Source organism: Agromyces binzhouensis (assembly GCF_042672355.1).
Classification (GTDB): domain Bacteria; phylum Actinomycetota; class Actinomycetes; order Actinomycetales; family Microbacteriaceae; genus Agromyces; species Agromyces binzhouensis.
In genome coordinates this window covers 60,294-83,559 of sequence record NZ_JBHXVJ010000001.1, presented here as the reverse complement: position 1 = coordinate 83,559, position 23,266 = coordinate 60,294, and the positions used below count along the sequence as shown (strand labels likewise).

General features: G+C 72.3%; 24 protein-coding genes. 12 read left to right on the top strand and 12 right to left on the bottom strand.

What is annotated here, in order from left to right; all coding sequences use genetic code 11:
• Window positions 1-66 precede the first annotated feature (66 nt).
• Window positions 67-1,578, top strand: a complete 1,512-nt coding sequence (locus tag ACFVHK_RS00445) for a catalase (RefSeq protein WP_376927093.1) — start codon at window positions 67-69, stop codon at window positions 1,576-1,578.
• Window positions 1,579-1,667: 89 nt separating this feature from the next.
• Here the strand turns inward: ACFVHK_RS00445 and ACFVHK_RS00440 are convergent, their stop codons facing one another.
• Genes ACFVHK_RS00440 through purS form a run of 3 tightly spaced genes read right to left on the bottom strand, consistent with a single transcriptional unit; the run spans window position 1,668 to window position 4,166 of the window.
• On the bottom strand, window positions 1,668-3,086 hold the full coding sequence (locus ACFVHK_RS00440; protein WP_376927092.1) for a DUF2254 domain-containing protein: 1,419 nt from the start codon (window positions 3,084-3,086) through the stop codon (window positions 1,668-1,670).
• A 43-nt stretch (window positions 3,087-3,129) separates the two neighbouring features.
• The gene (purQ, locus tag ACFVHK_RS00435) at window positions 3,130-3,828 is read right to left on the bottom strand and encodes a phosphoribosylformylglycinamidine synthase subunit PurQ (RefSeq protein ID WP_129235762.1); all 699 of its coding nucleotides are present in this window, start codon (window positions 3,826-3,828) and stop codon (window positions 3,130-3,132) included.
• A gap of 17 nt (window positions 3,829-3,845) precedes the next feature.
• Window positions 3,846-4,166, bottom strand: a complete 321-nt coding sequence (gene purS / locus ACFVHK_RS00430; protein ID WP_207207174.1) for a phosphoribosylformylglycinamidine synthase subunit PurS — start codon at window positions 4,164-4,166, stop codon at window positions 3,846-3,848.
• An 89-nt stretch (window positions 4,167-4,255) separates the two neighbouring features.
• On the opposite strand from purS, the gene ACFVHK_RS00425 reads away from it, so the two are divergent.
• Window positions 4,256-5,539, top strand: a complete 1,284-nt coding sequence (locus ACFVHK_RS00425) for a wax ester/triacylglycerol synthase domain-containing protein (RefSeq protein WP_376927091.1) — start codon at window positions 4,256-4,258, stop codon at window positions 5,537-5,539.
• A gap of 53 nt (window positions 5,540-5,592) precedes the next feature.
• On the opposite strand, the gene ACFVHK_RS00420 is transcribed toward ACFVHK_RS00425, so the two are convergent.
• On the bottom strand, window positions 5,593-6,024 hold the full coding sequence (locus ACFVHK_RS00420; protein ID WP_376927090.1) for a hypothetical protein: 432 nt from the start codon (window positions 6,022-6,024) through the stop codon (window positions 5,593-5,595).
• 172 nt (window positions 6,025-6,196) lie between these two features.
• Between ACFVHK_RS00420 and ACFVHK_RS00415 the strand changes: the two genes are divergently transcribed.
• Window positions 6,197-6,622, top strand: a complete 426-nt coding sequence (locus ACFVHK_RS00415) for a DUF1304 family protein (RefSeq protein WP_376927089.1) — start codon at window positions 6,197-6,199, stop codon at window positions 6,620-6,622.
• Here ACFVHK_RS00415 and ACFVHK_RS00410 read toward each other — a convergent pair.
• The 3 genes from ACFVHK_RS00410 to kynA are packed head-to-tail and all read right to left on the bottom strand — an operon-like array spanning window position 6,619 to window position 9,853.
• Window positions 6,619-7,872 (bottom strand): kynureninase, encoded by a 1,254-nt coding sequence (locus tag ACFVHK_RS00410; RefSeq protein ID WP_207207064.1) that lies wholly within the window; start codon window positions 7,870-7,872, stop codon window positions 6,619-6,621. The two genes, ACFVHK_RS00415 and ACFVHK_RS00410, sit on opposite strands and share 4 nt — an antisense overlap.
• A gap of 2 nt (window positions 7,873-7,874) precedes the next feature.
• Window positions 7,875-8,951, bottom strand: coding sequence for an amidohydrolase family protein (locus ACFVHK_RS00405; protein ID WP_376927639.1), 1,077 nt, complete (start codon window positions 8,949-8,951; stop codon window positions 7,875-7,877).
• A 5-nt stretch (window positions 8,952-8,956) separates the two neighbouring features.
• Window positions 8,957-9,853: a tryptophan 2,3-dioxygenase gene (gene kynA / locus ACFVHK_RS00400; RefSeq protein WP_376927088.1), complete on the bottom strand. Its 897-nt coding sequence runs from the start codon at window positions 9,851-9,853 to the stop codon at window positions 8,957-8,959.
• Window positions 9,854-9,965: 112 nt separating this feature from the next.
• On the opposite strand from kynA, the gene ACFVHK_RS00395 reads away from it, so the two are divergent.
• Window positions 9,966-10,262, top strand: coding sequence for a DUF1905 domain-containing protein (locus ACFVHK_RS00395; protein WP_129234485.1), 297 nt, complete (start codon window positions 9,966-9,968; stop codon window positions 10,260-10,262).
• A 212-nt stretch (window positions 10,263-10,474) separates the two neighbouring features.
• A complete protein-coding gene (locus ACFVHK_RS00390) occupies window positions 10,475-11,116 on the top strand; it encodes a TetR/AcrR family transcriptional regulator (RefSeq protein WP_376927087.1) in 642 nt (213 codons plus the stop codon).
• 32 nt (window positions 11,117-11,148) lie between these two features.
• Here the strand turns inward: ACFVHK_RS00390 and ACFVHK_RS00385 are convergent, their stop codons facing one another.
• The 3 genes from ACFVHK_RS00385 to purD all read right to left on the bottom strand — a co-directional run bounded on the left by ACFVHK_RS00385 (window position 11,149) and on the right by purD (window position 14,444).
• Window positions 11,149-11,991: a VOC family protein gene (locus ACFVHK_RS00385; protein WP_376927086.1), complete on the bottom strand. Its 843-nt coding sequence runs from the start codon at window positions 11,989-11,991 to the stop codon at window positions 11,149-11,151.
• A gap of 144 nt (window positions 11,992-12,135) precedes the next feature.
• Window positions 12,136-13,080, bottom strand: coding sequence for a phosphoribosylaminoimidazolesuccinocarboxamide synthase (locus ACFVHK_RS00380; protein WP_376927085.1), 945 nt, complete (start codon window positions 13,078-13,080; stop codon window positions 12,136-12,138).
• A gap of 53 nt (window positions 13,081-13,133) precedes the next feature.
• On the bottom strand, window positions 13,134-14,444 hold the full coding sequence (gene purD / locus ACFVHK_RS00375) for a phosphoribosylamine--glycine ligase (RefSeq protein ID WP_376927084.1): 1,311 nt from the start codon (window positions 14,442-14,444) through the stop codon (window positions 13,134-13,136).
• Between the two features lie 57 nt (window positions 14,445-14,501).
• Between purD and ACFVHK_RS00370 the strand changes: the two genes are divergently transcribed.
• Both ACFVHK_RS00370 and ACFVHK_RS00365 read left to right on the top strand, forming a co-directional pair.
• Window positions 14,502-14,882, top strand: a complete 381-nt coding sequence (locus tag ACFVHK_RS00370; RefSeq protein ID WP_376927083.1) for a sterol carrier family protein — start codon at window positions 14,502-14,504, stop codon at window positions 14,880-14,882.
• A gap of 26 nt (window positions 14,883-14,908) precedes the next feature.
• Window positions 14,909-15,460: a hypothetical protein gene (locus tag ACFVHK_RS00365; protein WP_376927082.1), complete on the top strand. Its 552-nt coding sequence runs from the start codon at window positions 14,909-14,911 to the stop codon at window positions 15,458-15,460.
• On the opposite strand, the gene ACFVHK_RS00360 is transcribed toward ACFVHK_RS00365, so the two are convergent.
• Window positions 15,433-15,828 (bottom strand): hypothetical protein, encoded by a 396-nt coding sequence (locus tag ACFVHK_RS00360; protein WP_376927081.1) that lies wholly within the window; start codon window positions 15,826-15,828, stop codon window positions 15,433-15,435. The genes ACFVHK_RS00365 and ACFVHK_RS00360 overlap by 28 nt on opposite strands.
• A 54-nt stretch (window positions 15,829-15,882) precedes the next feature.
• Window positions 15,883-17,340 carry an amidophosphoribosyltransferase gene (gene purF, locus ACFVHK_RS00355; protein ID WP_376927080.1) on the bottom strand — a complete coding sequence of 486 codons (1,458 nt, stop codon included), beginning with the start codon at window positions 17,338-17,340 and terminating at the stop codon, window positions 15,883-15,885.
• A gap of 357 nt (window positions 17,341-17,697) precedes the next feature.
• On the opposite strand from purF, the gene ACFVHK_RS00350 reads away from it, so the two are divergent.
• From ACFVHK_RS00350 to ACFVHK_RS00330, 5 genes are all read left to right on the top strand, one after another.
• Entirely contained in the window at window positions 17,698-18,648 is a 951-nt protein-coding gene (locus ACFVHK_RS00350; protein WP_376927079.1) for a trypsin-like serine peptidase, read from the top strand.
• Window positions 18,649-18,826: 178 nt separating this feature from the next.
• Window positions 18,827-20,035 carry an ROK family transcriptional regulator gene (locus ACFVHK_RS00345; RefSeq protein WP_129235808.1) on the top strand — a complete coding sequence of 403 codons (1,209 nt, stop codon included), beginning with the start codon at window positions 18,827-18,829 and terminating at the stop codon, window positions 20,033-20,035.
• A complete protein-coding gene (locus ACFVHK_RS00340; protein WP_376927078.1) occupies window positions 20,032-21,000 on the top strand; it encodes a carbohydrate ABC transporter permease in 969 nt (322 codons plus the stop codon). The genes ACFVHK_RS00345 and ACFVHK_RS00340 overlap by 4 nt, the downstream gene beginning before the upstream one ends.
• Window positions 20,993-21,877: a carbohydrate ABC transporter permease gene (locus ACFVHK_RS00335; protein ID WP_376927077.1), complete on the top strand. Its 885-nt coding sequence runs from the start codon at window positions 20,993-20,995 to the stop codon at window positions 21,875-21,877. Before ACFVHK_RS00340 ends, ACFVHK_RS00335 begins: the two co-directional genes overlap by 8 nt.
• A gap of 79 nt (window positions 21,878-21,956) precedes the next feature.
• Window positions 21,957-23,207: an ABC transporter substrate-binding protein gene (locus tag ACFVHK_RS00330; protein ID WP_376927076.1), complete on the top strand. Its 1,251-nt coding sequence runs from the start codon at window positions 21,957-21,959 to the stop codon at window positions 23,205-23,207.
• Window positions 23,208-23,266 lie beyond the last annotated feature (59 nt).

Sequence of the window (23,266 nt, the reverse complement as noted above, 5' to 3'; positions counted from 1 at the left end):
CTCGTCGTGCCCGCACGACGCGCACCGCCGCGCCGCGGCATCCACCACCGAGAAGAGAAGGACGACATGTCGAACCCTACGACCCCGCCCGTGACGACCACCCAGACCGGCACGCCGGTCGCCAGCGACGCGCACTCGCTCACGGTCGGCGCCGACGGCGCCACGGTGCTGCACGACCGGTACCTCGTCGAGAAGCTCGCCCAGTTCAACCGCGAGCGGATCCCGGAGCGGATCGTGCACGCCAAGGGCGGCGGCGCATTCGGCCGCTTCGAGGTCACGGCGGATGTCTCGGCCTACACCCGCGCGGCCGTGTTCCAGCCCGGCGCCGAGTCCGAGACGCTGCTGCGCTTCTCATCTGTCGCCGGCGAGCAGGGCTCGCCCGACACCTGGCGCGACGTGCGCGGCTTCTCGCTGAAGTTCTACACGACCGAGGGCAACTTCGACATCGTCGGCAACAACACCCCGGTCTTCTTCATCCGCGACGCCATCAAGTTCCCCGACTTCATCCACTCGCAGAAGCGCCTGCCGGGCTCCGGGCTCCGAGACGCCGACATGCAGTGGGACTTCTGGACCCTCTCGCCCGAGTCGGCCCACCAGGTCACCTACCTCATGGGCGACCGCGGCCTGCCGAAGTCGTGGCGCGAGATGCAGGGCTACGGCTCGCACACGTACCAGTGGACCAACGCCGAGGGCGAGCGGTTCTGGGTGAAGTACCACTTCCGCTCGCAGCAGGGCGACCTGCACCTCGACGCCGAGACCGCCGAGGCGATCGCCGGCGCCGACGCCGACTTCTACCGGCGCGACCTGTACGAGGCGATCGAACGCGGCGACCACCCGAAGTGGGACCTCTTCGTGCAGGTCATGCCCTACGAGGACGCGAAGACCTACCGCTTCAACCCGTTCGACCTCACCAAGGTGTGGCCACACGCCGACTACCCGCTCGTCCCGGTGGGCACGCTGACGCTCGACCGCAACCCGCAGAACTTCTTCGCGGAGATCGAGCAGGCCGCGTTCTCGCCGGCCAACACCGTCCCGGGCATCGCGATCAGCCCCGACAAGATGCTCATGGCGCGCGTGTTCAGTTACCCCGACGCGCAGCGCTACCGCGTGGGCACGAACTACAACCAGCTGCCCGTGAACGCGCCGCACGCGGCATCCGTGCACAACTATTCGCAGGACGGCGCCGCGCGCTACCACTTCAGCGCGCCGACCGCTCCGGTCTACGCCCCGAACTCGGTCGGCGGCCCGGCCGCCGACGCCGCGGTCGCGGCCGAGGGCGGCTGGGAGGCCGACGGCGCGCTCGTCCGCTCCGCCTACACGCTCCGCGCCGACGACTCCGACTTCGGCCAGGCCGGCGCGCTCTACCGCGACGTCTACTCGGCCGAGGCCAAGGCGCGCTTCCTCGAGACGCTCTCGGGCCAGGCGAACGCGATCACCGTGGACGACATCCGCGAGCGCTTCTTCCAGTACTGGACGAACGTCGACGCCGGGCTCGGCGCCGCGCTCCGCGCCGCCTACGCCGCGGGCGTGGACGCCGACGCGCCGCAGCAGCCGGAGGCCGACGAGGCCGCGGCCTAGTCCGCACCGCCGGAGCGCCGGCACGGCGTCCGGGTCGCGTGGCAGCGCGGCTCGGACGCCACGGACGTCGCGCACCGCGCGCCGGGTCGCTACACGGACGTCGAGGCGGCGGGCCGATCGAGCACGGATCGGACGCGCGCCGCGAGCTCGGCGAACACCGCGCGCTCGTGCGGGTCGTAGGCTTCGGCGTCCACGCTGGCCACGAGGCGGTCGAGCTGGCGCGCGAGCACGATCCGCTGGTCCGGCCGGGAGACGCGCCGCCCGACGTCCTCGAGGAGGCCGAAGAGCCGCGCCGCGACGTCCGGGTCGGCGGCGCCGTAGCGACGAGCCTGCTGGATCCCGACCTCGACGAGCGACGCGAACTCGTGACCGCGCGGGACGAGCCGCGCCGTGCCGTCCTCGTCGGCGTAGGCGGCCGGCTGCTCGGGAAGCTCCGCGATGTCGCCGAGCAGCGCGGCGACATGGCTCAGCGCGTGGACCGCGGTCGTCGGATCGTTGACGCCGGGTGAGAGCGCCTTCGTCGCGATGTCCGCGATCTGCCGCAGGCCGAAGCCGACGTCCTGCGGCGCGGTGCGCTCGTATCCGACGTGATAGGCCTCGACGACGGCGCGCTCGAGCGCGGCGCGATCGGCGCGGGTGCCGCCGTCCGTCCGGGCCTCGGTGTCGGCGGCGACGCCGGCCTCGGCGTCGGCCGCGCCATCCCGTGCCGCCGCCGGGCGGGCCTGCGCCGGCCACCACTCCGCGAGGGGCGTCGCCTCGATGACGCTCGCGCCCATGTCCCGGAGTTCGCGCACGACGACGCCGTGCTCGCGCGCCGCGGCGATCACCCGGTCGCGGTCGATCCCGACGACGAAACCGGAGTGCCGCGCGAGGATCTGCCGCGCGTCACCCGGCCGCTCCGGGGCGGGCGCCGTGGCGCGATCGTCGGCCCCGACGAGGGCGATGGTGCGCGCGGTCTCGCGATGCACGTCGCGCAGCATCGTCTCGACCCGCAGCCGGCTCGCGAGGTGGGCCAGGAAGAGCACGAGGACGACGACGCTCGCGAGCGTGAGCCCGAAGGCGACGGTCACCGCGATCCGGGGGACCCGGTCGCCGGCGTCCTCGACGGTGCGCAGCACGGTCAGGGCGTACGCGAAGGTGCCGAGGAAGATCGCGAGGGTCAGGTGGACCATACCGTCCGACGCGAATTGGCGGAGCACGCGCGGAGACGCCTGGTTGCTCGCGAGCTGCAGGGCGACCACGGTGAGCGAGAAGGTCAGCGAGGTCGCGGTGATGAGCGAGCCGCTGATCGTCGTGAGCACCGCCCGCGCGGCCTCGGTCCCGCCGCTGAAGAGCAGTGCTCCGAGCCAGGGCGGGAGCTGCTCGTCGACCGCGGCGTCGAGCAGCGGGAGCAGCACGCCGGCGATGACGGCGGCGATGATCGCCGCGACGGGCAGCGGCCAGATCCGGGACGAGATCGCCTCGGAGAGCGTGGCCCACCAGCGGCGGGTTCCGTCGGATGTCGGCATCGGCACCTCCCGAGCGTCAGCCTACGGGAGGTGCCGATGCGGGCTAGGCCTCGACGAGGGTGCGGCGGATGACGCTCGTGAAGAAGCCGAGCCCGTCGACGCCCGATCGCATCGCGGCGGCGGTGTCGGGGCCGAAGCCCGGCTCGACCGCGTGCTCGGGGTGCGGCATGAGTCCGACGACGTTCCCGGCGGCGTTCGTGATGCCCGCGATGTCGCGGAGCGATCCGTTCGGGTTGACGCCCACGTAGCGGAACGCCACGCGCCCCTCGCCCTCGAGACGATCGAGCGTCTCCTCCGAGGCGATGAACCCGCCCTCGCCGTTCTTCAACGGGATGGTGATCTCCTGGCCGGCCTCGAACTCACCGGTCCACGCGGTCGACGCGTTCTCGACGCGCAGGACCTGGTCGCGGCAGATGAACGAGCCGTGGTCGTTGCGGATCAGGCCGCCCTCGAGCAGGTGCGCCTCCGCGAGCATCTGGAAGCCGTTGCAGATGCCGAGGACCGGCATGCCGGCGTTCGCCGCGTCGACGACCTCGGTCATGATCGGGCTGAGCGAGGCGATCGCGCCGCAGCGCAGGTAGTCGCCGTAGCTGAAGCCACCCGGGAGGATGAGGGCGTCGACGCCCTCGAGGTCGTGCGACCCGTGCCAGAGCGCGACGGGCTCGCCGCCCGCGAGCCGCACGGCGCGCTGCGCGTCGCGGTCGTCGAGCGAGCCGGGGAACGTGATGACGCCGATGCGCATGGGCCGACTCCCCGCGCTCAGTGGGTCTCGCCCGCGGGGGCGTCGTAGCCGTCGTGGTGACCTGCCGCCTCGCCGGCCAGTTCGGCGTTCGACTGCTCGTAGTGGATGCCCACGACGTCCTCGATGACCGAGTTGGAGAGCACGTGCTCGGCGAGGGCGGCGACCTCGGCGCGGACCGCGTCGTCGATCGGGCCGTCGACGGTGAGTTCGAAGCGCTTGCCGACCCGGACCCCGCTGATCGAGTCGTGCCCGGTACGGGAGAGCGCGCCGGCGACGGCCTTCCCCTGCGGGTCGAGCAGTTCGGCCTTGGGCATCACTTCGACGACGATGGTGGGCACCGCGGTTCTCCGTTCGGTGTCGAGGGTGTGGATGCGTCGATTCTATCCGTCGCCCGGACGCCGCTCGTCGCCCGCCGTAGACTGCGGGCGTGACGGCTCGGACCGCCGGTCGCGAGCGGCTCTCGAGGGCCGACGCGGCGAACATCGCGATGGACGTTCCCGACCAGGTGAACGCGTTCCTGATGGCCGGCGTGCTCGCTCCGGGCGGAGCGGTCGGCGCCGACGGCTCGGTGGACCTCGACCGCGTCCGGGCGAGCCTGGCCTCCCGGATCGCCGCGGTTCCGCGGCTCTCGCAGCGCGTGGTCCGCGACGGACGCGCGCTGGCGTGGGAACCGGCGGCCCTCGACCTCGCGCGACACGTGCGCACCGTCGAACCGGTGGACAGGCGCGCCGGCCTCGAGGAGCTGTGCGCGCGACTGATGGTCACGCCGATGCCGCTCGACCGTCCGCTCTGGGAACTGCTGGTCGTCCCGGGCGTCGAGCCCGGCCGGGTCGGCGTGGTGCTGCGGATCCACCACGCGCTCGCCGACGGCATCGCCTCGGTGCGACTGGTCGAGCGCCTGCTCGCACCCGAAGCGCGAGACGAGGCGGATGCCGCGTCGCGGACCCCGAACGGAGCTTCCGAGGTCGCCGCCGAGGCCGCGCCCGCACGCGGCGTGCGTGCGATCGCATCCGGCGTCGAGCGCACGCTGGGCATGTTCCGGCAGGCGGTGCCGGACACGGTCCTCCTCGGTCCGATCGGCCCGCGGCGCGGCGTCGCGTTCGCCGAGGCGCCGCTCGCCGCGCTCGCGGCGGGCGCGGGGGCCGTCGGTGCGACGCTCAACGATGCCCTGCTCGCCGCGGCGGCCGCCGCCGTCGAGGGCGCGCTTCGCGCGCACGGCGATCCGGTGCCGGAGGTCCTGCCCGCGAGCGTGCCGGTCGCCCTGGGCGCCCGCGGCCGATCGGGCAACGCGGTCGGCGTCATGCTCGTCCGGCTCCCGACCGGCGAGGCCGACCTCCCGCGCCGGCTGGCCCGGATCGCGGCGCTCACCGCCGAGGGGAAGCGCGACGCGCGAGGGCGCGGGACGTTCGAGTTGACCCGCACGCGCGTCGGCGCGCGGCTCTTCCTCCGGCTCGCACGCCGACAGCGGCTCATCGTGATGTTCGTGACGAACGTGCCCGGGCCGCGGCATCCGCTCGCCCTGGCCGGCGCGCGACTCGAGCACGCCTGGCCCGTGACGGCGATCCAGGGGAACGTCCGCCTCGGCATCGCGGCGATCTCGTACGACGGCGCGCTGCGTTGCGCCGTGCACTGCGATGCCGCGGCGGTCGCCGCCGACGTCGTGTCGGAGGGCCTCCGCAGGGAGTTCGCCCGGATCGCGGCGCTCGCCTGACCGCGCTGTGCGGGCGCGGGCGACGCGGTCGGCCCGCACCGCCCGCGTCGCGCTCAGTCGCGCGTGATCGCGCGGACGATCGCGCCGACGCCGACGATCAGCGCCACGCCGGCCGCGGCGGCGAGACCGAGCACGAGCGCCGGGTTCTCGCGGTACTTCTCCTGGATCCAGTCGCTGGCGTCGTCGATGAACTCGCCGGCGTCGTCCATGGCGTCCGCGGCGAGCGCCTTGGCCTGGCTCGCGGCATCGGAGGCCGCGGCCGTCGCCTTGCTCGCCGCGTCGGTCGCCGCGGCCGTCGCCTTGCTCGCGACCTCGGTCGCCGCGGCGGTCGCCCTGCCGAGCGCCTCGCTCGCCGCGTCGGCGAGGTCCTCGATCCGGTCGGAGGCATCGTCGGCCGCCGCATCCGCTGCGGCCATCGCGTTCTCGACGGCCTCCTCGACCTGGTCGTCGAGGTCGTCGATCTTCTTGTCCGTCGCATCCGTCATGGAACATCCCTTCCATCGGTGTCACGTGTGCGGCCATGCTACGCGCGCCATGTTCCGTGCAAGTGAAGTCCCACCGGGGATTGCCCGACCCCGGATCGCGTGGTACCGGCGTGCAGCGGTCGGCACGCCATCGAGGCTGGACCTCGGCTGGGGCCGGGAGGAGAATGCGGCCATGACCAGAGTCGCACAGGTCCTGGCGGCGCTCGAGGCGCTCACGCTCCTCGTGGTCGGCGCGTTGGAGACGTTCTTCTTCCGGGAGCCCGCGTTGTACGCGATCTTCCTCATCGAGCCCGACGAGTACGACGCGGTCGCCCTCTGGACCCGCAACGTCGGGGTCTACAACATGCTCATGGGCGTGACCGTCATCGTCGGCGTGCTGTTGGCGCGCGGCACGCGCGTCGAGGCCGGGCGGGCGCTGGTGCTCGCGATCTCCGCGATGCACGTCGTGCTCGGCGTCTCGCTCGTGATCACGGCGCCAGAGCTCTGGCTCTCGGCGATCTTCGAGGCGGGGCTCGCCCTCGCCGTGATCCTGGCCGTGCTGCTCGGCCGGCGTCCGGCCGCGAGGCGACCGACGACCGTGACCGCGGCCGACGCCTAGCCGAGCCCCGCCCGCTCCGCGAGCACCTCGCGGAGCACCTCGCGCGTGGCGTCGAGGCCGCGGTGGACCTCCTCGAAGCTCGTCGACAGGGGTGCGAGCCCGACCCGCAGGCCGCCCACGTCGCGGTAGTCGGGGATCACGTCGCGCTGCCAGAGGCGGGCGGTGACCTCGCGCATGGCGTCGTGCTGCAGGATCACGTGGCCGCCGCGCTCCTCCGCGTCGCGCGGCGAGCCGACCACGACGCCCAGCGGAGCGAGCCACTGGTCGGCGAGTTCGATCGCGTACTCGGTGAGCGCGATCGACTTCGCGCGGATCGCCGCCATGCCGACGTCCTCGATCATGGCGAGCGTCTCCTGCATGGCGATCATCGCGGTGATGGGCGACGTGCCGCTGACGAAGCGACGGATGCCGGGCGCGGGAACGTACTCGGGGCCCATCGCGAACAGGTCGGCCGTGCCGAACCAGCCCTGGATCGGCTGACGCAGCGCCTGCTGCAGGTCGTCGCGCACGTACGCGAACGCGGGGGAGCCGGGCCCTCCGTTGAGGTACTTGTAGGTGCAGCCGACGGCGAGGTCGAACTCCCATCGATCGGCGTGCACCGGCACTGAGCCGGCCGAGTGGCAGAGGTCCCAGAGGATGAGCGCGCCGGCGTCGTGGGCGATGCGCGTGAGCTCCGGCGCGTCGGCGAGGTAGGCGGACCGGTACGAGACGTGGTTGACGACGACGAGCGCCGTGTGCGGCCCGGCGACTTCGGCGAGCTGCTCCGGGGTCACGCCGCGCTCGAGGTCGACGTCGATCCAGCGGAGGCGGCATCCGGTCTCGTGCGCGATGCCCTCGAGGACGTACCGGTCGGTCGGGAAGTTGTCGCGGTCGACGACGATCTCGCGGCGCTGCGGATCCCGTGCGACCTGCGCATCGACGGCGGCGCGCGCGAGCTTGTAGAGGAGCACCGTCGTCGAGTCGCCGATCACGGTCTGGCCGGCCTTCGCCTCGATCACGGCGCGACCGATGCGGTCGCCGATCTCGTACGGCAGCTGCAGCCAGGACTCGTCCCACCCGCGGATGAGTCGCCCGCCCCATTCCTCGCGCATGAACCGCTCGACGCGCTCGATCGCCGCGACGGGCGGCCTGCCGAGCGAGTTCCCGTCGAAGTAGACGAGCTCGGTGTCGGCGCCGACGAATCGCGTTCGGAGGTGCGCGAGGCCGTCGGCGCGATCCTGGCGGCGGGCGTAGGCGAGCAGCGAGTCCATGGTCAGCTGAGCTCCAGTTCCTCGGTGGGCACGAGTCGTGCCGTGGCGAGCCATCGGGCGACGGCGTCGGGCGTGCCGAGGTCGCCGTCGGCCGGGGCGGGGTCGGGGACGAAGGTCGCGACGCCGGCGTCGGCCCAGTCCGGCGATCGCTCGGGCCACGGGTCGGCGAGTGCGGCGATGACCGCGGATGCCGCGAGCCCGGCGCGCACGAGCGCGGCGACCTCGACGGGGTTCACTCCCGGATCGAGCTCGCCGTTGCCGGAGTCGGTGCCGTAGAGCACGCGACCGCCGGCGGCGTGGAAGCGGCGGACGTTGTCGATGGCGGTCTCGGCGACGGATGCGTCGTCGCGCACGTGGATCGCGATCGTCGAGATCCACGCCTGACGGGCTGCGACGGCGCGCGCGATCACGTCGTCCTCGAGTCGCTCGGTGAAGGGCGCGTGCACGAGCACGTCGGCGCCGGCGTCGATCGCGAGCTGCGCCATCCCCGCGCCCTCGGCGTGCACGGCGACCGGCAACCCGGCCGCTCGTGAGGCCGCGACGATCGCGTCGAGCGTCGACCGGTCGAAGGTCGGGCCTGCGACGGAGTTCAGGGCGACCTTGACGACGGATGCCCCGAACCTCCGCTGCTCGTCGACCACCGCTTCGACGGGCCCGCTGAGCGCGTGGTGCCGACGCTCGCGCAGGTCGTCGGCGTCGCCGGAGACGGGGTCGAGTTCGCGCACGCTCCCGGCCGGCGCCCACGGTCGACCCGTCGGGTAGCCGCCGCGGGCGGTGAGGAACGCTCCCGCGTACCGCACGTGCGGCAGCCCGTCGGCGCGCGCGATCGTCGCGATGGCGCCGGGGTCGGCGCCGAGGTCGACCACTGCGGCGATCCCGCGTGCGACGGCGGGTGCCGGATCGGCCAGCTGGAGGTGCACGTGGTGGTCGACGAACGGCGGCAGCATGACGCCGGTCTCGCCTGGATGGTCGCCGTTCAGCGAACGCCGCACGCGGCGGGCACGCGGGCCGAGCGGATCGGCGGGCCGGGCGGGCTCGGCGGGCTCGGCGGGCTCACGGGAGTGCGAGGCATCCGTCATCTCGCTCACCCCGGGATCTCGGTGCGGACCGCGTACAGCTCGGGGAAGAAGGTGAGCTCGAGCGCGCGCCTGAGGAACGGCGCACCGCTCGAACCGCCGGTGCCCGTCTTCGACCCGATGATGCGCTCGACGGTCTTCAGGTGCCGGAACCGCCAGAGCTGGAAGTTGTCCTCGAGGTCGACGAGTTCCTCGCACGTCTCGTAGGCGGCCCAGTTGTGCTCCGGGTCGGCGTAGATCGCCGCGAACACGGGCACGAGGTCGTCGTGGAAGGTCCAGGCCTTCGTGACGTCCCGGTCGAGCACGTCGGCCGGGATGTCGTATCCGGCGCGGGCGAGCAGGCGCAGGAACTCGTCGTACAGGCTCGGCGACTCGAGGGCGCGTCGCACGATCGCGCTCGCCGCGGCGTCCGCCTCGAAGACCTGCAGCATCTTCGCGTTCTTGTTGCCCAGCGTGAACTCGACCGCGCGGTACTGGTACGACTGGAAGCCGGACGCGTTGCCGAGCACGCCGCGGAACTGCGCGTACTCGCTCGGGGTGAGCGTCGCGAGCACCGACCACTGCTCGGTGAGGGTCTTCTGGATGTGCTTCACTCGCGCGATGCACTTGAGCGCCGGCGGGAGGTCGTCGGCGCGCATGAACTCGCACGCCGACTCGAGCTCGTGCAGGACGAGCTTCAGCCAGAGCTCGGTGGTCTGGTGCTGGATGATGAACAGCAGCTCGTCGTGGTGCTCGGGCCGCGAGATGGGCCGCTGTGCGGCGAGCAGCGTGTCGAGGTCGAGGTAGCCGCCGTAGCTCATGCGGTCGCTGAAGTCGGTGACGACGGATGCCTCGATGCGTCGCGTGTTGGCCTCGACGCCCCGTTCGTCCGCCTCGACCGCTCGGTCGTCGTTCGATGCTGCCACGCCGCCAGCCTAGCCACCGGGCCGATGCGCCCGTCAGGGCCCCGGGAACGCCGTCGTCCGGGGACCCGGACGGCTGCGCGACGTCGTCGGGATCGGGCGTAGGGTCGGTCGCATGCGCGAGGAGTACCGGTTCACGGCGGTCGTCTACCGCTGGGAGGAGCGCGCCGCCGATTCGTGGTTCTTCGTCGACGTGCCCGGCGAGCTCTCCGAGGAGATCCGCGACCGACCGCGCATGCCGCGCGGGTTCGGGTCGGTGCGGGTCTCGGCGACGATCGGCGGCACGACGTGGCGGACCTCGATCTTCCCGGGGAAGGAGCGCTACGCGCTCCCGCTGAAGCGCGCCGTGCGCGAGGCCGAGGGCATCGAGGCGGGAGAGCCGGTCGAGGTGCACCTCGAGACGCTCGAATAGCGAACCGGACGGGGTGGCGGCTCCCGGGCGTGACTCGGACCCGAAGTGGGTGCGGCGGGCATCCCCCAGAGCAGGCATCCACCCCGTGCCCGCCGCACCGACGCCCCTCCCCCGAGTGGGCGCATGTCTCCCGCACTAGGGAAAGCGGAGTAGACGCTCCGAATACTATCCGATCCGGACACCCGGCGGGGTCGCGGGCGTACGCTGGTGTCGTGACCACGACCGTGTCGTCGCGTCGGGACGCCCGCCGCAACCATGAGCGCCTGCTCGTCGAGGCCCGGCGCCTGTTCGCCGAACGCGGCATCGATGCGCCGCTGGATGAGCTCGCCACCCGCGCGGGGGTGGGGGCCGGCACCGTCTACCGCCACTTCCCGACGCGCGACGCGCTGATCCGGGAGCTCTACGACACGGGCGTCGACGACCTGCGTGCCTTCACGGCGAAGATCAGCCAGGCCGAGAGCGGATGGCACGCGATCGAGATCTGGCTCGAGGCCCTGTCCGCCTGGCTCATCGAGCGCCCGTACCTGCCTGCCGTCATGCGTCGCGTGGCCGAGCTCGACCCCGACCACCGTCCGGGGACCGAACTGCAGGCGATGGCCGACGGCATCGTCGCGCGGGCCCAGGCCGAGGGAGTCCTTCGCCCCGACGTCACCGCGGTCGACATCAGCGTGCTCGTCGACATGCTCGGTTCGCTCGGCCAGTACGGCGGCGCCTACCTGCCGTTCTGGCGACGCCAGCTGGCCGTGGTGCTCGACGGGCTCCGCGCACGGCCCGATGCGAACGAGCTGCCGGGCGCCGCGCTCGACTTCGGCGAGTTCCACGACATGTCGCACCGGAAGCGCGCCGAGGACTGAGAGCCTGCCGCGGCCGGTCGGCCGGTCGGCCGCTACTCCGCCGCGCGTACCTCGACGACGTTCGCCCACGGGTCGTCGAACGCGATCGTGCGCCCGTCGTCTCGGGACGGGACGCGGAAGTGCGCCATCCGCTCGCCCAGTTCGCCGAGGTCGTCCTCGGTCGGCACCAGGATCTCGACCTTGCCGAGGCCGAGCGCGAGCTGTCGGCGCCCCGCGCCGAGGCTCTTCCACGTGTTCATGGCCATGTGGTGGTGGTAGCCGCCTGCGCTGACGAAGAGCGCTTGGTCACCGTAGGTCGCGGTCTGGTCGAAGCCCAGGCGGTCCACGTAGAACTCGCGCGCGCTCGCGACGTCGCCCACGGAGAGGTGCACGTGCCCGACCCCGGCGTTGCCGAGGCCGGTGCCCGCGGCCGCGGCATCCGCCCCCCGCTCGGTGAGGTGCTCGCGCAGGTACCCGTTGGGGTCGAGGAAGATCGTGGCCATCTCGACCGTGCCGTGCGTCCAGCTCCACGTCGAGCGGTCGCGGTCGAAGTAGAGCTCCACTCCGTTGCCCTCGGGGTCGTCGAAGTAGAACGCCTCGCTCACGAGGTGGTCGGCGCTGCCGGTGAAGGTGCCGGGGTGCTTCGTCGCGACCGACAGGAGGGCGGTCGCGAGCGCCTCCCTGGTGTCGAAGAGGATCGCGGTGTGGAACAGCCCGGCGCTGCGCGGCGACGCGTGCCTCAGCTCGGGTGCGTGCTGGAGGATCATGGCGGGCACGCCGCCGCGCCCGAGCACGGCGACCGGCCCGTCGTGGCTCAGGAGCTCGAGCGTCACGCCGTCGCGGTAGTACCGGATCATGGCGTCGAGGTCGGCGACGCGCAGGGTCACCGGACCCATCGCCGTGTCGGCGGCGAGTCGATCGTGGGCGGCGCCGGATGAGCGGCCCGAATCAGTTGTAGGCACAACTATTTCAACCACGTCCCCTCGACGACTATTCCCCCGCGGCGGGGACGGCGCGAGCCGGCCGACCCCCGACCCGGCTCAGAGCCCGAGCGTGAGCCGCTCCACGAGCGCACGGTAGCGCTCGGCCGTCTGCTCGACGACCTCCGCCGGCAGGGTCGGGGGCGCGGCCTGCGCGGACCGGTCCCAGTTCGCGGCGAGCCAGTCGCGCACGATCTGCTTGTCGAAGCTCGCCATGCGGATCTCGGGCGTCGCACCGGTCAGGTACGCCTCCAGGTCCCAGTACCGGCTCGAGTCGCTCGTCAGCACCTCGTCGGCGAGCGTCACGATGCCGAGCTCGCGGTCGGCGCCGAACTCGAACTTCGTGTCGGCGAGGATCAGCCCGCGCTCCTCGGCGACCTCGGAGGCGTGCTCGAAGACCGCGAGCGAGATCGCGCGGAGCTGCTCCGCGACGGTCTCGCCGACGAGCTCGACGGTCCGCTCGTACGAGATGTTCTCGTCGTGCTGGCCGAGCGGCGCCTTCCACGCGGGCGTGTACACGGGCTCGGGGAGCCGGTCGCCGTCCTGGAGGCCCTCGGGGAGCGGCAGTCCGCCGATGCCGCCGGTCGCGACGTACTCCGCGTATCCGCTGCCCGTGAGGTAGCCGCGAACGACGCACTCGATCGGGAACATGTCGAGCGTGCGGCAGAGCATCGCGCGGTCGGCGACCGCGGCCGGGATCGCCGGCAGGTCGCGGTAGCGGTCGTCCTCGGCGTAGGCGAGGTGGTTCGGAACCTCGGGCAGCCGGTCGAACCACCAGCGCGTGAGGGAGGTGAGCAGCGCCCCCTTGCCCGGGATCTCGGGCTCGAGGATCTCGTCGAACGCACTCACCCGGTCGCTCGCGACGACGAGGGCGACGGGCGACAGCTTCAGGGGGTCGCCCGTCCAGGTGTCGTCGTCGGTCATCAGGTCGGTCGGCACGTACAGGTCGCGCACCTTGCCCGAGTAGACGAGGGTCCAGCCGGCGAGGTCGGTCACGTGGGTCATGCTGTCTCCTTCTCGTCACGACGCCTGCGCCCGGCCCGGGCGCGGCGCCCTGCTCAGTCCGCGACGCGTGCGGCGATGTCGGTGCGGTACTGCCCGCCGTCGAGTCGGAGCTGTCCGATCGCCTCGTACGCGCGGCGTCGCGCCTCCGCGAAGTCGTCGCCGACCGCGACGACGTTGAGCACGCGGCCGCCCGTCGCGATGAGGTGCGGCTCGGCGTCGTCGGCGGTCGACCCGACCGCGGTGGCGGCGTGCGCGAGGTGCACGCCGGGCACGGATGCCGCGGCGTCGAGGCCGTCGAGCCGTCGCCCGGTCTCGGGGGACTCGGGGTAACCCTCGCTCGCGAGCACGACCGTGACGGCCGCGTCGGCGCGGAACTCGGGCCGCGGCAGCTCGCCGAGCCTGCCGGTCGCAGCGGCGAACAGCAGGCCGGAGAGCGGCGTCGCCAGCCGGGGCAGCACGACCTGCGTCTCCGGATCGCCGAAGCGCGCGTTGAACTCGATGACGCGGATGCCCCGGCTGGTCAGGATGAGCCCCGCGTAGAGCAGCCCGATGAACGGGGTCTGCTCCTCGGCCAGCTGCTTCACGGTCGGCAGCGCGATCGTCTCGATGACCTCGTCGACGAAGGCCTCCTCGCTGCCGAACCGCTCGTCCAGCCACGGCAGCGGCGAGTACGCGCCCATGCCGCCGGTGTTCGGGCCCTCGTCGCCGTCGCGCAGGCGCTTGTAGTCCTGGGCCGGCGACAGCGGCAGCACGTTGGTGCCGTCGGAGAGCAGGAAGAGCGAGACCTCCTGGCCGTCGAGGAACTCCTCGACCAGCACGGGACCCTGCTGCAGGTAGTGCGCGGCGTGCGCGAGCGCCGCCTCGCGGTCCTCGGTGACGAGCACGCCCTTGCCGGCGGCGAGTCCGTCGGCCTTCACGACGTAGGGGGCGCCGAACTCGTCGAGGACCTCGGTCACCTTCGGCAGCGAGTCGACGAGGCTCGCGCGACCCGTGGGCACGCCGGCCGACTCCATGATGCGCTTGGCGAACGTCTTCGACCCCTCGAGCGCGGCGGCGGCCCTGGCCGGGCCGAACACCGCGATCCCGCGCGTCCGCAGGGCGTCGGCGACGCCCGCGACGAGCGGCGCCTCGGGGCCGACGACGACGAGCTCGATGTCGTTGTCCATCGCGTAGTCGGCGACGATCACGGGGTCGGTCGGGTCGAGTGCGATGGTCTCGACGCTGCCACGCGCCGAGGAGGTGGGGGACGCGGCGATCCCCGCGTTGCCGGGCGCCGCCACGATCTCGTGGCCGGCCTCCTCGTCGAGCAGGGCGAGGATGATGGCGTGCTCGCGCGCGCCCGAACCGAGGACGAGGATTCTCACCCGCTCAGGCTACCGGACCCCCTCGCGATGCCCGTGGGCGTGCGGGAGGATGGGGGGATGCCGCGGAGGATCGGAGACGTCGAGGGGCGCGACGCGGTCGCGTCGGTGGTGCGGGCGGATGCCGCGGCATCCGTCGACCGGAACACGCTGGCGCTCGCGGTGAGATACACCCTGCAACTGCTCGCCGAACGCGCGCCCGGCGGGACCGTCGAGGTGCGCGTGCCGCCGTTCGGGGCGGTGCAGTGCATCGAGGGACCGCGGCACACGCGCGGCACGCCGCCGAACGTCGTCGAGACGGATGCCGCGACCTGGCTGGGCCTCGCCACGGGCACGCTCGCGTGGGGCGACGCCCGCTCGTCGGGGTCGGTCCACGCCTCGGGTCAGCGCGCCGACCTCGAGGACGTGGTGCCCGTCATCGACGCCGCGCGGCTCGGCTGACGCGCGCCGTGCGGGAGAATGGACGGGTGAGCGATGCGACCCGTCCCGAGCCCACCGATCCCGCCGAGCCGGCGGGGTCCGACGCGACCGCCACGGGCGCCGACGCGGGCGGGGCGTCGCCCGTCCAGCCGGAGGCATCCGTCGCCGCCGACGGTTCGGCCGGCCCCGGGGCGTCCGTCGAGCACGCGGCCTCGGCGGACGAGGGCGCACCCGGCGAGGACGCACGCCCCAAGGTCGAGCGCATGGACCTCGACCCCGAGGCAGGCGAGCGCCTCGAGACCGACGTGACGAGCGACGCCGTGACCGTGCGCCGGTCACCGCGCTACGGCAGCTTCCTCCTGCTCGGCGCCGCGCTCGGCGTGCTGGTCGCGCTGATCCTCACGTTCGCGTTCCCCGAGAGCGACCAGTTCGACCGCGGGCAGGTGTTCGGCTTCCTGCTGCTGTGGTGCGGCGCGGGCGGGCTCGCGCTCGGGGGCGTCACCGCGCTCGTCATCGATCGCGTGCTCGCGAAGCGCCGCGGCACGGCCGTCGCCGAGCACGAGTCGACGCACTACGTCGACGACGATCCGGAACCCTGATCCGCTCGGGCGGCGAGCAGCAGCCGCTCGAACTCCTCGACGCTGCCGTGCGCGCGCTCGAGGGCGGCCCGCCGCAGGACCGGATGCCACGTGCCCGCCGTATCGCGGCCGAGCACGACCGGCAGGCCCGCGTCCGCGAGGGCGGCGGATGCCGCGGCATCCGTCACCTCGTTGCGGTGCCGGAGGGTGAACGGCACCCCGACGCGGAGCACCATGGCGTCCCACTCCGGCTTGCGGCGCCAGGTGTGGGTGATGTCGCAGAGCGCGCACTCCCTGGTGCCCAGGAGGTGGCCGACGATGTAGGCGAGGTCGCCCCGCACACCGCCGTCGGCGTCGTAGATCCCGAGGTACTCGGCGTACGCGCCCATGCGATCAGCGTCGCAGGTCCGACCGAGGGCGGCCTGTGAGCGGCGGGCCGTGCGTCAGCTGAGCTGCGTGCGCTCGACCCACTCCAGGTACTCGGGCGTCACCGTGCCGGTCACGTACTCGCCGGTGAAGCACGAGAGGTCGAGGCTGTCGATCGACGTCCCCTCGGTGATCGCCGCCTGGAGGTCCTCGACCTCCTGGTAGATCATGTGGTCGGCGCCGAGCTCGCGCGCGATCTCGGGGATCTTCCGGTCGTGCGCGACGAGTTCGGCGCGGCTCGGCATGTTGATGCCGTACACGTGCGGGAAGCGCACGGGCGGCGCGGCCGACGTGAACGTCACCTTGTTCGCGCCGGCGGCACGCGCCATCTCGACGATCTGCTTCGAGGTCGTGCCGCGCACGATCGAGTCGTCGACGATGAGCACGTTCTTGCCCTTGAACTCGGTGCCCATCGCGTTCAGCTTCTGCCGGACCGAGCGCTTGCGCGCGGCCTGCCCGGGCATGATGAACGTGCGGCCGACGTACCGGTTCTTGTAGAAGCCCTCGCGGTACTCGATGCCGAGCTTCTGGGCCACCTGCATCGCGGCGGGCCGCGACGAGTCGGGGATCGGCATGACCACGTCGACGTCGCCGTGGTCCATGTGCGTCGCGATGGTGTTCGCGAGGCGGTCGCCCATGCGCAGGCGCGCCTCGTAGACGGAGATGCCATTCATGATCGAGTCGGGGCGCGCGAGGTAGACGTACTCGAACGAGCAGGGGATGAGGCGCGGGTTCCTCGCGCACTGGCGCGAGATCATCTCGCCCTCGGTCGTGATGAAGACGGCCTCGCCGGGCTCGACGTCGCGCACGACCTCGTAGTCGCCGTTCTCGAGCACGAGCGACTCGGATGCCACGATCCACTCGTCCTTGCCGGACTCCGTCGTGCGCCTGCCGAGGATGAGCGGTCGGATACCGAACGGGTCGCGGAACGCGAGCAGGCCGTGGCCGGCGATCATCGCGATGACCGCGTACGAACCCTCGACGCGCTCGTGCACCTGCGCGACCGCGTTGAACACCTGGTCGGGGTCGAGTTCGAGGCCGGTGATCTGGCCCTGCAGCTCGGTCGCGAGCACGTTGAGCAGCATCTCGGTGTCGCTCGTGGAGTTCACGTGGCGGCGGTCGATGCGGAAGAGGTCCTCGGACAGCTCGCGCGTGTTCGTGAGGTTGCCGTTGTGCACGAGGATGATGCCGTACGGCGCGTTCACGTAGAACGGCTGCGCCTCCTCCTCGCGCTCGGCGGCGCCCTTCGTCGTGTAGCGCACGTGCCCGAGGCCCATCCGGCCGAGCAGCGAGCGCATGTCGCGCGTGCGGAACGCCTCGCGGACCTGCCCGCGCGCCTTGTGCATGTGGAAGATCGGGCCGTCGGCCGTCGCGATGCCCGTCGAGTCCTGCCCGCGGTGCTGCAGGAGGAGGAGGCTGTCGTAGATCTGCTGGTTGACGGGCTCGGTGGAGACGATGCCGACGATGCCGCACATGCGAGCGATGGCTCCTCGGGAGGTGTGGTGAAGCGTCCGAGCTGGACGATACATCCTCGCATACGCGCGCGTGTGAGCCGGCTGTGCGGATGACGCTGCTCACCTGAGCGGCCGCGTGCGCGGACGCCTTCAGGTCGGCCCGGCGACTCCGATGGCCAAACGACGAACCTACCCCGGGCGGGTCGTACGTGGGGAGGATTTGCCGGATCCCTCCCGCGGGTTCTCGATTTCCGCGAAGGATGCGTCGGACTCTCCCCCCGAACGGGGGACGTGTGCCACGCTTCCCGACATTCGCATCATCGCGGCGCGGCGACCGTTCGGGGGGACCGCCGCCGCCTGCTCAGAAAGGGCTCGTCCATGAAGCTCACCTCGTTGCGCGCGGCACTCGCCGGCGCCGCCCTCGTCGCCTGCGGGCTCCTCGCCGCGCCGACCGCCGCGTCGGCCGCGCCGCCCTCGGTGCCGCCGGGCGTCGACCAGCGCGCCGTGCCCGCCGCCGAACGGACCGCGGCCGCCGGGTACTGGACCGCCGAACGCATGCGCTCGGCCACCCCGGCCGACGTGCTGCTCGCCGGCAAGTCGGCCTCGACCCCGGCGGCGGGGGTCGCCGCCGGCGCACCGGTCACGTACGGCAAGCCCGCGCCGGCGCCGGAGGTCACGCCGATGGCGGCGAACGAGTCGCCCGTGTCGAACATCGGCAAGGTGTTCTTCACCCTGAACGGCCGCAACTACGTGTGCTCGGGCAACTCGGTGAGCTCGTCGAACGGCAGCGTGGTCGCGACGGCCGCGCACTGCGTGCACTCCGGCAAGGGCAAGTACGCCACGAACTGGACGTTCGTGCCGGCCTACGAGAACGGTGCGGCGCCGTACGGGCAGTGGGTCGCGACGTCGCTGACGGCGCCGCGCCAGTGGACGAGGGGCGGCGACATCACGTACGACACGGCCTTCGCCACGGTCGGTCAGCTCGCCGGCAAGAGCCTGCAGGCGACGGTCGGCGGCACGGCGATCTCGTTCAACCAGGCCCGCGGGCTCTCGTACGAGGCGTTCGGCTACCCGGCGGCCGCGCCGTTCAACGGCCAGACGCTGAAGTCGTGCGCGGGCACCGCGACGGCGGACCCCTACGGCCAGACCCAGTCGCAGGGCATCCCGTGCGACATGACCGGCGGTTCCTCGGGCGGCCCGTGGTTCCTCGGCAACGGTGCGCAGAACTCGGTGAACAGCTTCGGCTACAACAACATCCCGAACGTGATGTTCGGGCCGTACTACGGCTCGGTCGCCCAGGCGACGTACGCCACGGCGGCGGCATCCTGATCGCCCGCCGAGGCCGCTGAACGCGGCCGCCCGATCGCGAAGCGCCTCGCACCGAGGGACCGGTGCGGGGCGCTTCGTCGTGTCCGGGCGATATCGGGTCTTGCTTTTCTACTTTGTTTAGTTCTAAATTAACTCACGACACCCCACCGCGACCCGCTCCACGGACACAGAGGCATCGATGGCGATCCACTCCAGCAACCGAACCGACGTCAACCGTTCGGCGATCCTCGCGCGGCTCGGCGCCGACGGCCCCGCGTCGCGCGCCGAGCTGGCCCGGGTGCTCGCCCTCTCGCCCGCGCTCATCACGCAGCTCGTGAAGGAACTGCTCGCCGACGGACTGCTCGTCGAACTCGAGCAGGCGCCGTCCAACGGCGGACGCCCGGGGCGGATGCTGGGCCTCGCGACCTCGGCCGGCCACGCCATCGGCGTCAAGGTGGTCGCCGACCACGTGGCCTTCGTCGAGGTGGGCGTCGACGGGCGGGTGGTCCGCTCGGCGAGCGAGCCGTTCGACGCGACCGCCAGCACGTTCATCGCCGAACTCGTCGAACGCATCCGCGGCTTCATCGCCGCCGGCGACGGCACCACCGTGCTCGGCCTCGGCGTCGGCGTGCCGGGCAGCGTCGACCGCCTCGGGAGCGGCATCGTCGACTCGGCCCAGCTCGGGTGGACCGGGGTCGAGCTCGGAGACGCCCTCCGGCGAGCCACCGGGCTCCCGGTCGTCGTCGAGAACAACGTCAACGCGCTCGCGGTCGCGGAACGCCTGTTCGGGCTGGGCCGCTCGCACGACAACTTCCTGGTCGTCACGATCGGCACGGGCGTCGGCGCCGGCGTCGTCGTCGACGGCAACGTGCTGCGGGGCGCCTCCGGCGGGGCCGGCGAGATCGGGCACTTCCCCGTCGCCGACGACGGGCCGCGGTGCGGTTGCGGCAACGACGGATGCCTCGAAGCGCACATCGGCGAGGGCGCGCTGGTCCGCGACGCGCGCGAACGCGGTGCGATCCCGCCGCACGGCGGCATCGACGACCTCCTCGCCGCCGCGGACGCGGGCGAGGGCGACGCCATCCGGATCTACCGCGAGGCCGGGCGGCTGCTCGGGCGCACGCTCGCCGGCGTCGTGCACACCGTCGACCCGGCCCTCGTCGTGGTCCTCGGCGAGGGCACGACCGGATGGCGTCACTGGTCGCCGGGGTTCGAGCCCGCGTTCCGGTCGCACCTGCTCCGGCACCGTCGGAGCCTGCCCGTCGAGATCGAGACCTGGCAGGACGAGAGCTGGGCGCAGGGTGCCGCCGCACTGGTGCTCGCGATGCCGTTCGACTCCGCCGGGTCCGCCGGCGACCAGGGGAGGCTCATCCGCGAACGGCTCGTCGGCCCGGTGGTGCGCCGATGACCGCGCTCATCGGCGAGGCCGCCGCGGAGGTCGGTGCCGACGCCCGCCCGACCGCATCGCGCGCCGTGCCTCCGCGCGGCGCCGGCCGCCGCGCACGACGGGTCCGGTACGCCCTCACGGTGCTCGCGTTCCTGCTGCCGAGCGCGGTGCCGCTCCTCCTCTTCGTGCTCGGCCCGATGGTCGCCGCCGCCTGGATCAGCCTCACCGAGTGGAACCTGCTCGCACCCGCGAAGTGGGTCGGGCTCGAGAACTACGCGGACCTGCTCACCGATCCCGAGACGGCCGACGTCTTCCTCCACACGCTGTACTACATCGTCGGCTACCTGCCGCTCGTCTACGTGGGCGGGCTCGCGATCGCCCTCGCGCTGAACACGGCGCTGCGCGGTCGCACGATCCTCCGCGGCGTGTACTTCCTCCCCGTCATCACGAGCTGGATCGTCGTCGCGCTCGTCTGGCGGTGGCTGCTCAACCCGTCGAACGGCGTCGTGAACAGCGTGCTCGCCTGGTTCGGCATCGACGGACCCGGGTGGTGGACCGACCCGGCCTGGGCGATGCCCTCGATCATCCTCGCCTCGGCGTGGAAGGACCTCGGCTTCGTCATGGTGATCCTGCTCGCGGGCCTGCAGGCCATCGACCCCGAACTGCTCGACGCAGCGCGCGTCGACGGGGCCGGGTGGTGGCGTCGCCTGTTCTCGGTGACCCTCCCCCTGCTCTCACCCGCCACGTTCTTCGTGATCGTCATCTCGCTCATCAACGGGTTCCAGGTGTTCGACCAGGTGTACGCGATGACCGGCGGCGGCCCGGGCGGAGCGACCCAGGTGGTCGTCCAGCAGATCTACGACCTGACCTTCCGATACGGCAGGGCAGGCGAGGCGTCGGCGCTCTCGTGGCTCCTGTTCGTCGTGATCCTCGCCGTGACGGTCATCCAGATCCGCGGCCAGCGCAAGTGGGTGAACTATGGCTGAGACGACCCTCGCACCGACGCCGGCACGGGCCGGAGGCATCCGTCACCGCACCGACGCCGCGCGCGCGGCGCTCGCCCGGAGCGTGCTGCTGCACGTTGTGATGGTGCTCGGCGCCCTGGCGATGTTCTTCCCGTTCTACTGGACGGTCGTGACCTCGCTGAGCCCCGGCAGCGGCCTGGGCTCGACCCCGTCGATCGTCCCGGCCGACCCGAGCATCGAGGCGTACCAGCGGCTGTTCGCCGACCTGCCGTTCGCCCGCGTCGTCGGCAACAGCCTGCTGCTCGCCACCGTGACGACGCTCGCGCAGCTCTTCACGAGCGCGACCGCGGCCTACGCGTTCAGCCGCCTGCCGTTCCGCGGGCGCACGGTCGTCTTCGGCATCTACCTCGCGACGATGATGATCCCGCTGCAGGTGCTCGTCGTGCCGCTGTTCGCCGAGCTGCGCGCCTGGGGGCTCGTCGACACCTACCTGGGGGCCCTGCTGCCGACGCTCGCGGCCGCCTTCGGGGTGTTCCTGCTCCGGCAGGCGATGAACCAGGTGCCCGTCGAGCTCGACGAGGCCGCGGCGCTCGACGGCGCCGGCCACTTCCGGATCTTCTGGACGGTGATCCTGCCCAACATCAGGCCGGCGCTCGCGACCCTCGCGGTGTTCGCGTTCATGGGCAGCTGGAACAGCTTCCTGTGGCCCCTCGTCGTGCTGCGCTCGCCCGAGCTGCAGACGCTGCCCGTCGCCCTGGCCGGACTGCAGGGCCAGTACACGACGCAGTGGGACATCGTCATGGCCGGCTCCGTCGTGAGCATCCTCCCGATGCTCGCCATCTACCTCTTCGCCCAGAAGTACGTCATCCAGGGGGTCGCGAACACCGGTATCAAGTGAGGCCCGCGACGCCCGCTCCGAGTCCCGAACACCCATCCGCTCCATCCACGCCTCACCCCTATCGAAGGAGATACGCACCATGAGGACCACAGCACTGGCCGGCGTCGGCATCGTCGCCGCCGCCGCACTCGCCCTGACCGGCTGCTCGGCCGGCGACTCGTCCGGCGACGCCGACGGCCCCGTCACCATCACCTACACGAACTTCATCTCGAACGGCGGCAACGAGGAGAACCTCCAGGCCATCGTCGACGCGTTCGAGGAGGAGAACCCCGACGTGACGGTCGAGGTCACCACGCTGCCGTACGCCGACTACGGTACGGCGCTGCAGACCGACCTCGCCGCGGGCACCGTCGCCGACGTGTTCGACATCGAGTACGCGAACTTCGCCCAGTACCAGGCGAACGGCGTCCTCGCCGAGCTCGATCCGGAGGACCCGTCCGCCTACCGTCAGAGCGTGCTCGAGGCCTACCAGGCGGATGGCACGCAGTACGCCCTGCCCAGCTCCTTCTCGACCGTCGTGCTCTTCTACAACAGCGACCTGTTCGAGGCCGCGGGCGTCGAGACGCCGAGCGCGGACTGGACCTGGGCCGACGAGCAGGCAGCGGCCGAGCAGCTCACCGACGAGGCCGCAGGCGTGTGGGGCGACCACCAGCCCGTGAGCTTCTACGAGTACTACAAGGTGCTCGCGCAGAACGGCGGCGAGTTCCTGGACTCCGACGGCACGGCCGTCGCGTTCAACACGCCGGAGGGCGTCGAGGCCGCCGAGTGGCTCGTCGGCAAGAGCGGCACGACCATGCCGACCATCGAGGACGGCCAGGGCACGCCCGACTTCGACACCAACCTCTTCCTCGACGGGAAGCTCGCGATGCTGCACACGGGCATCTGGATGTTCGGCGCATTCGCCGACGCGCCCTTCGGCTGGGACATCGCGGTCGAGCCGGGCAACGCCCAGCAGGCGAGTGCGCTCTTCTCGAACGCGGTCGGCGTCTCTGCGGGATCGGAGCACCAGGAGGCCGCTGCCGCCTTCGCCGAGTACCTCACCTCGAGCGACGTCATGGTCCAGACCCGCCTGGATGCGGGATGGGAGCTCCCGGCGACCTCCGACGAGGCCGCGCTCGACAGCTACCTCACGCTCGGGAACCCCGAGAACCGGCAGGCCGTCTTCGACTCGCTCGAGGACGTCGCGCTCCCGCCCGTGGTCGCCGAGGGCCAGCAGGAGATGCAGGACATCATGACCGAGGAGCTCGTCGAGGCGCAGGCCGGTCGGAAGACCGTGCAGGAGGCGCTCGACTCCGCCGAGGAGCGCATCAACGCCGCCATCGGCGGCTGACCGCTCGCACCGCCTCGGGGCCGGGCGCCCACGCGCCCGGCCCCGCCCATCCACCACGC

What these genes read in the sequence shown, in the direction of transcription:
- ACFVHK_RS00405 (WP_376927639.1), bottom strand. Translation starts at nt 8,951, where the DNA reads ATGACGGATGCCTCGCACTCCCGTGAGCCCGCCGAGCCCGCCGAGCCC.
- ACFVHK_RS00395 (WP_129234485.1), top strand. Translation starts at nt 9,966, where the DNA reads ATGCGCGAGGAGTACCGGTTCACGGCGGTCGTCTACCGCTGGGAGGAG.
- ACFVHK_RS00380 (WP_376927085.1), bottom strand. Translation starts at nt 13,080, where the DNA reads ATGACCCACGTGACCGACCTCGCCGGCTGGACCCTCGTCTACTCGGGC.
- ACFVHK_RS00350 (WP_376927079.1), top strand. Translation starts at nt 17,698, where the DNA reads ATGAAGCTCACCTCGTTGCGCGCGGCACTCGCCGGCGCCGCCCTCGTC.
- purF (WP_376927080.1), bottom strand. Translation starts at nt 17,340, where the DNA reads ATGTGCGGCATCGTCGGCATCGTCTCCACCGAGCCCGTCAACCAGCAG.
- ACFVHK_RS00440 (WP_376927092.1), bottom strand. Translation starts at nt 3,086, where the DNA reads ATGCCGACATCCGACGGAACCCGCCGCTGGTGGGCCACGCTCTCCGAG.
- ACFVHK_RS00410 (WP_207207064.1), bottom strand. Translation starts at nt 7,872, where the DNA reads ATGGACTCGCTGCTCGCCTACGCCCGCCGCCAGGATCGCGCCGACGGC.
- ACFVHK_RS00330 (WP_376927076.1), top strand. Translation starts at nt 21,957, where the DNA reads ATGAGGACCACAGCACTGGCCGGCGTCGGCATCGTCGCCGCCGCCGCA.
- ACFVHK_RS00385 (WP_376927086.1), bottom strand. Translation starts at nt 11,991, where the DNA reads ATGGGTCCGGTGACCCTGCGCGTCGCCGACCTCGACGCCATGATCCGG.
- ACFVHK_RS00360 (WP_376927081.1), bottom strand. Translation starts at nt 15,828, where the DNA reads ATGGGCGCGTACGCCGAGTACCTCGGGATCTACGACGCCGACGGCGGT.
- purQ (WP_129235762.1), bottom strand. Translation starts at nt 3,828, where the DNA reads ATGCGCATCGGCGTCATCACGTTCCCCGGCTCGCTCGACGACCGCGAC.
- ACFVHK_RS00415 (WP_376927089.1), top strand. Translation starts at nt 6,197, where the DNA reads ATGACCAGAGTCGCACAGGTCCTGGCGGCGCTCGAGGCGCTCACGCTC.
- ACFVHK_RS00345 (WP_129235808.1), top strand. Translation starts at nt 18,827, where the DNA reads ATGGCGATCCACTCCAGCAACCGAACCGACGTCAACCGTTCGGCGATC.
- ACFVHK_RS00340 (WP_376927078.1), top strand. Translation starts at nt 20,032, where the DNA reads ATGACCGCGCTCATCGGCGAGGCCGCCGCGGAGGTCGGTGCCGACGCC.
- ACFVHK_RS00445 (WP_376927093.1), top strand. Translation starts at nt 67, where the DNA reads ATGTCGAACCCTACGACCCCGCCCGTGACGACCACCCAGACCGGCACG.
- ACFVHK_RS00420 (WP_376927090.1), bottom strand. Translation starts at nt 6,024, where the DNA reads ATGACGGATGCGACGGACAAGAAGATCGACGACCTCGACGACCAGGTC.
- ACFVHK_RS00370 (WP_376927083.1), top strand. Translation starts at nt 14,502, where the DNA reads ATGCCGCGGAGGATCGGAGACGTCGAGGGGCGCGACGCGGTCGCGTCG.
- ACFVHK_RS00335 (WP_376927077.1), top strand. Translation starts at nt 20,993, where the DNA reads ATGGCTGAGACGACCCTCGCACCGACGCCGGCACGGGCCGGAGGCATC.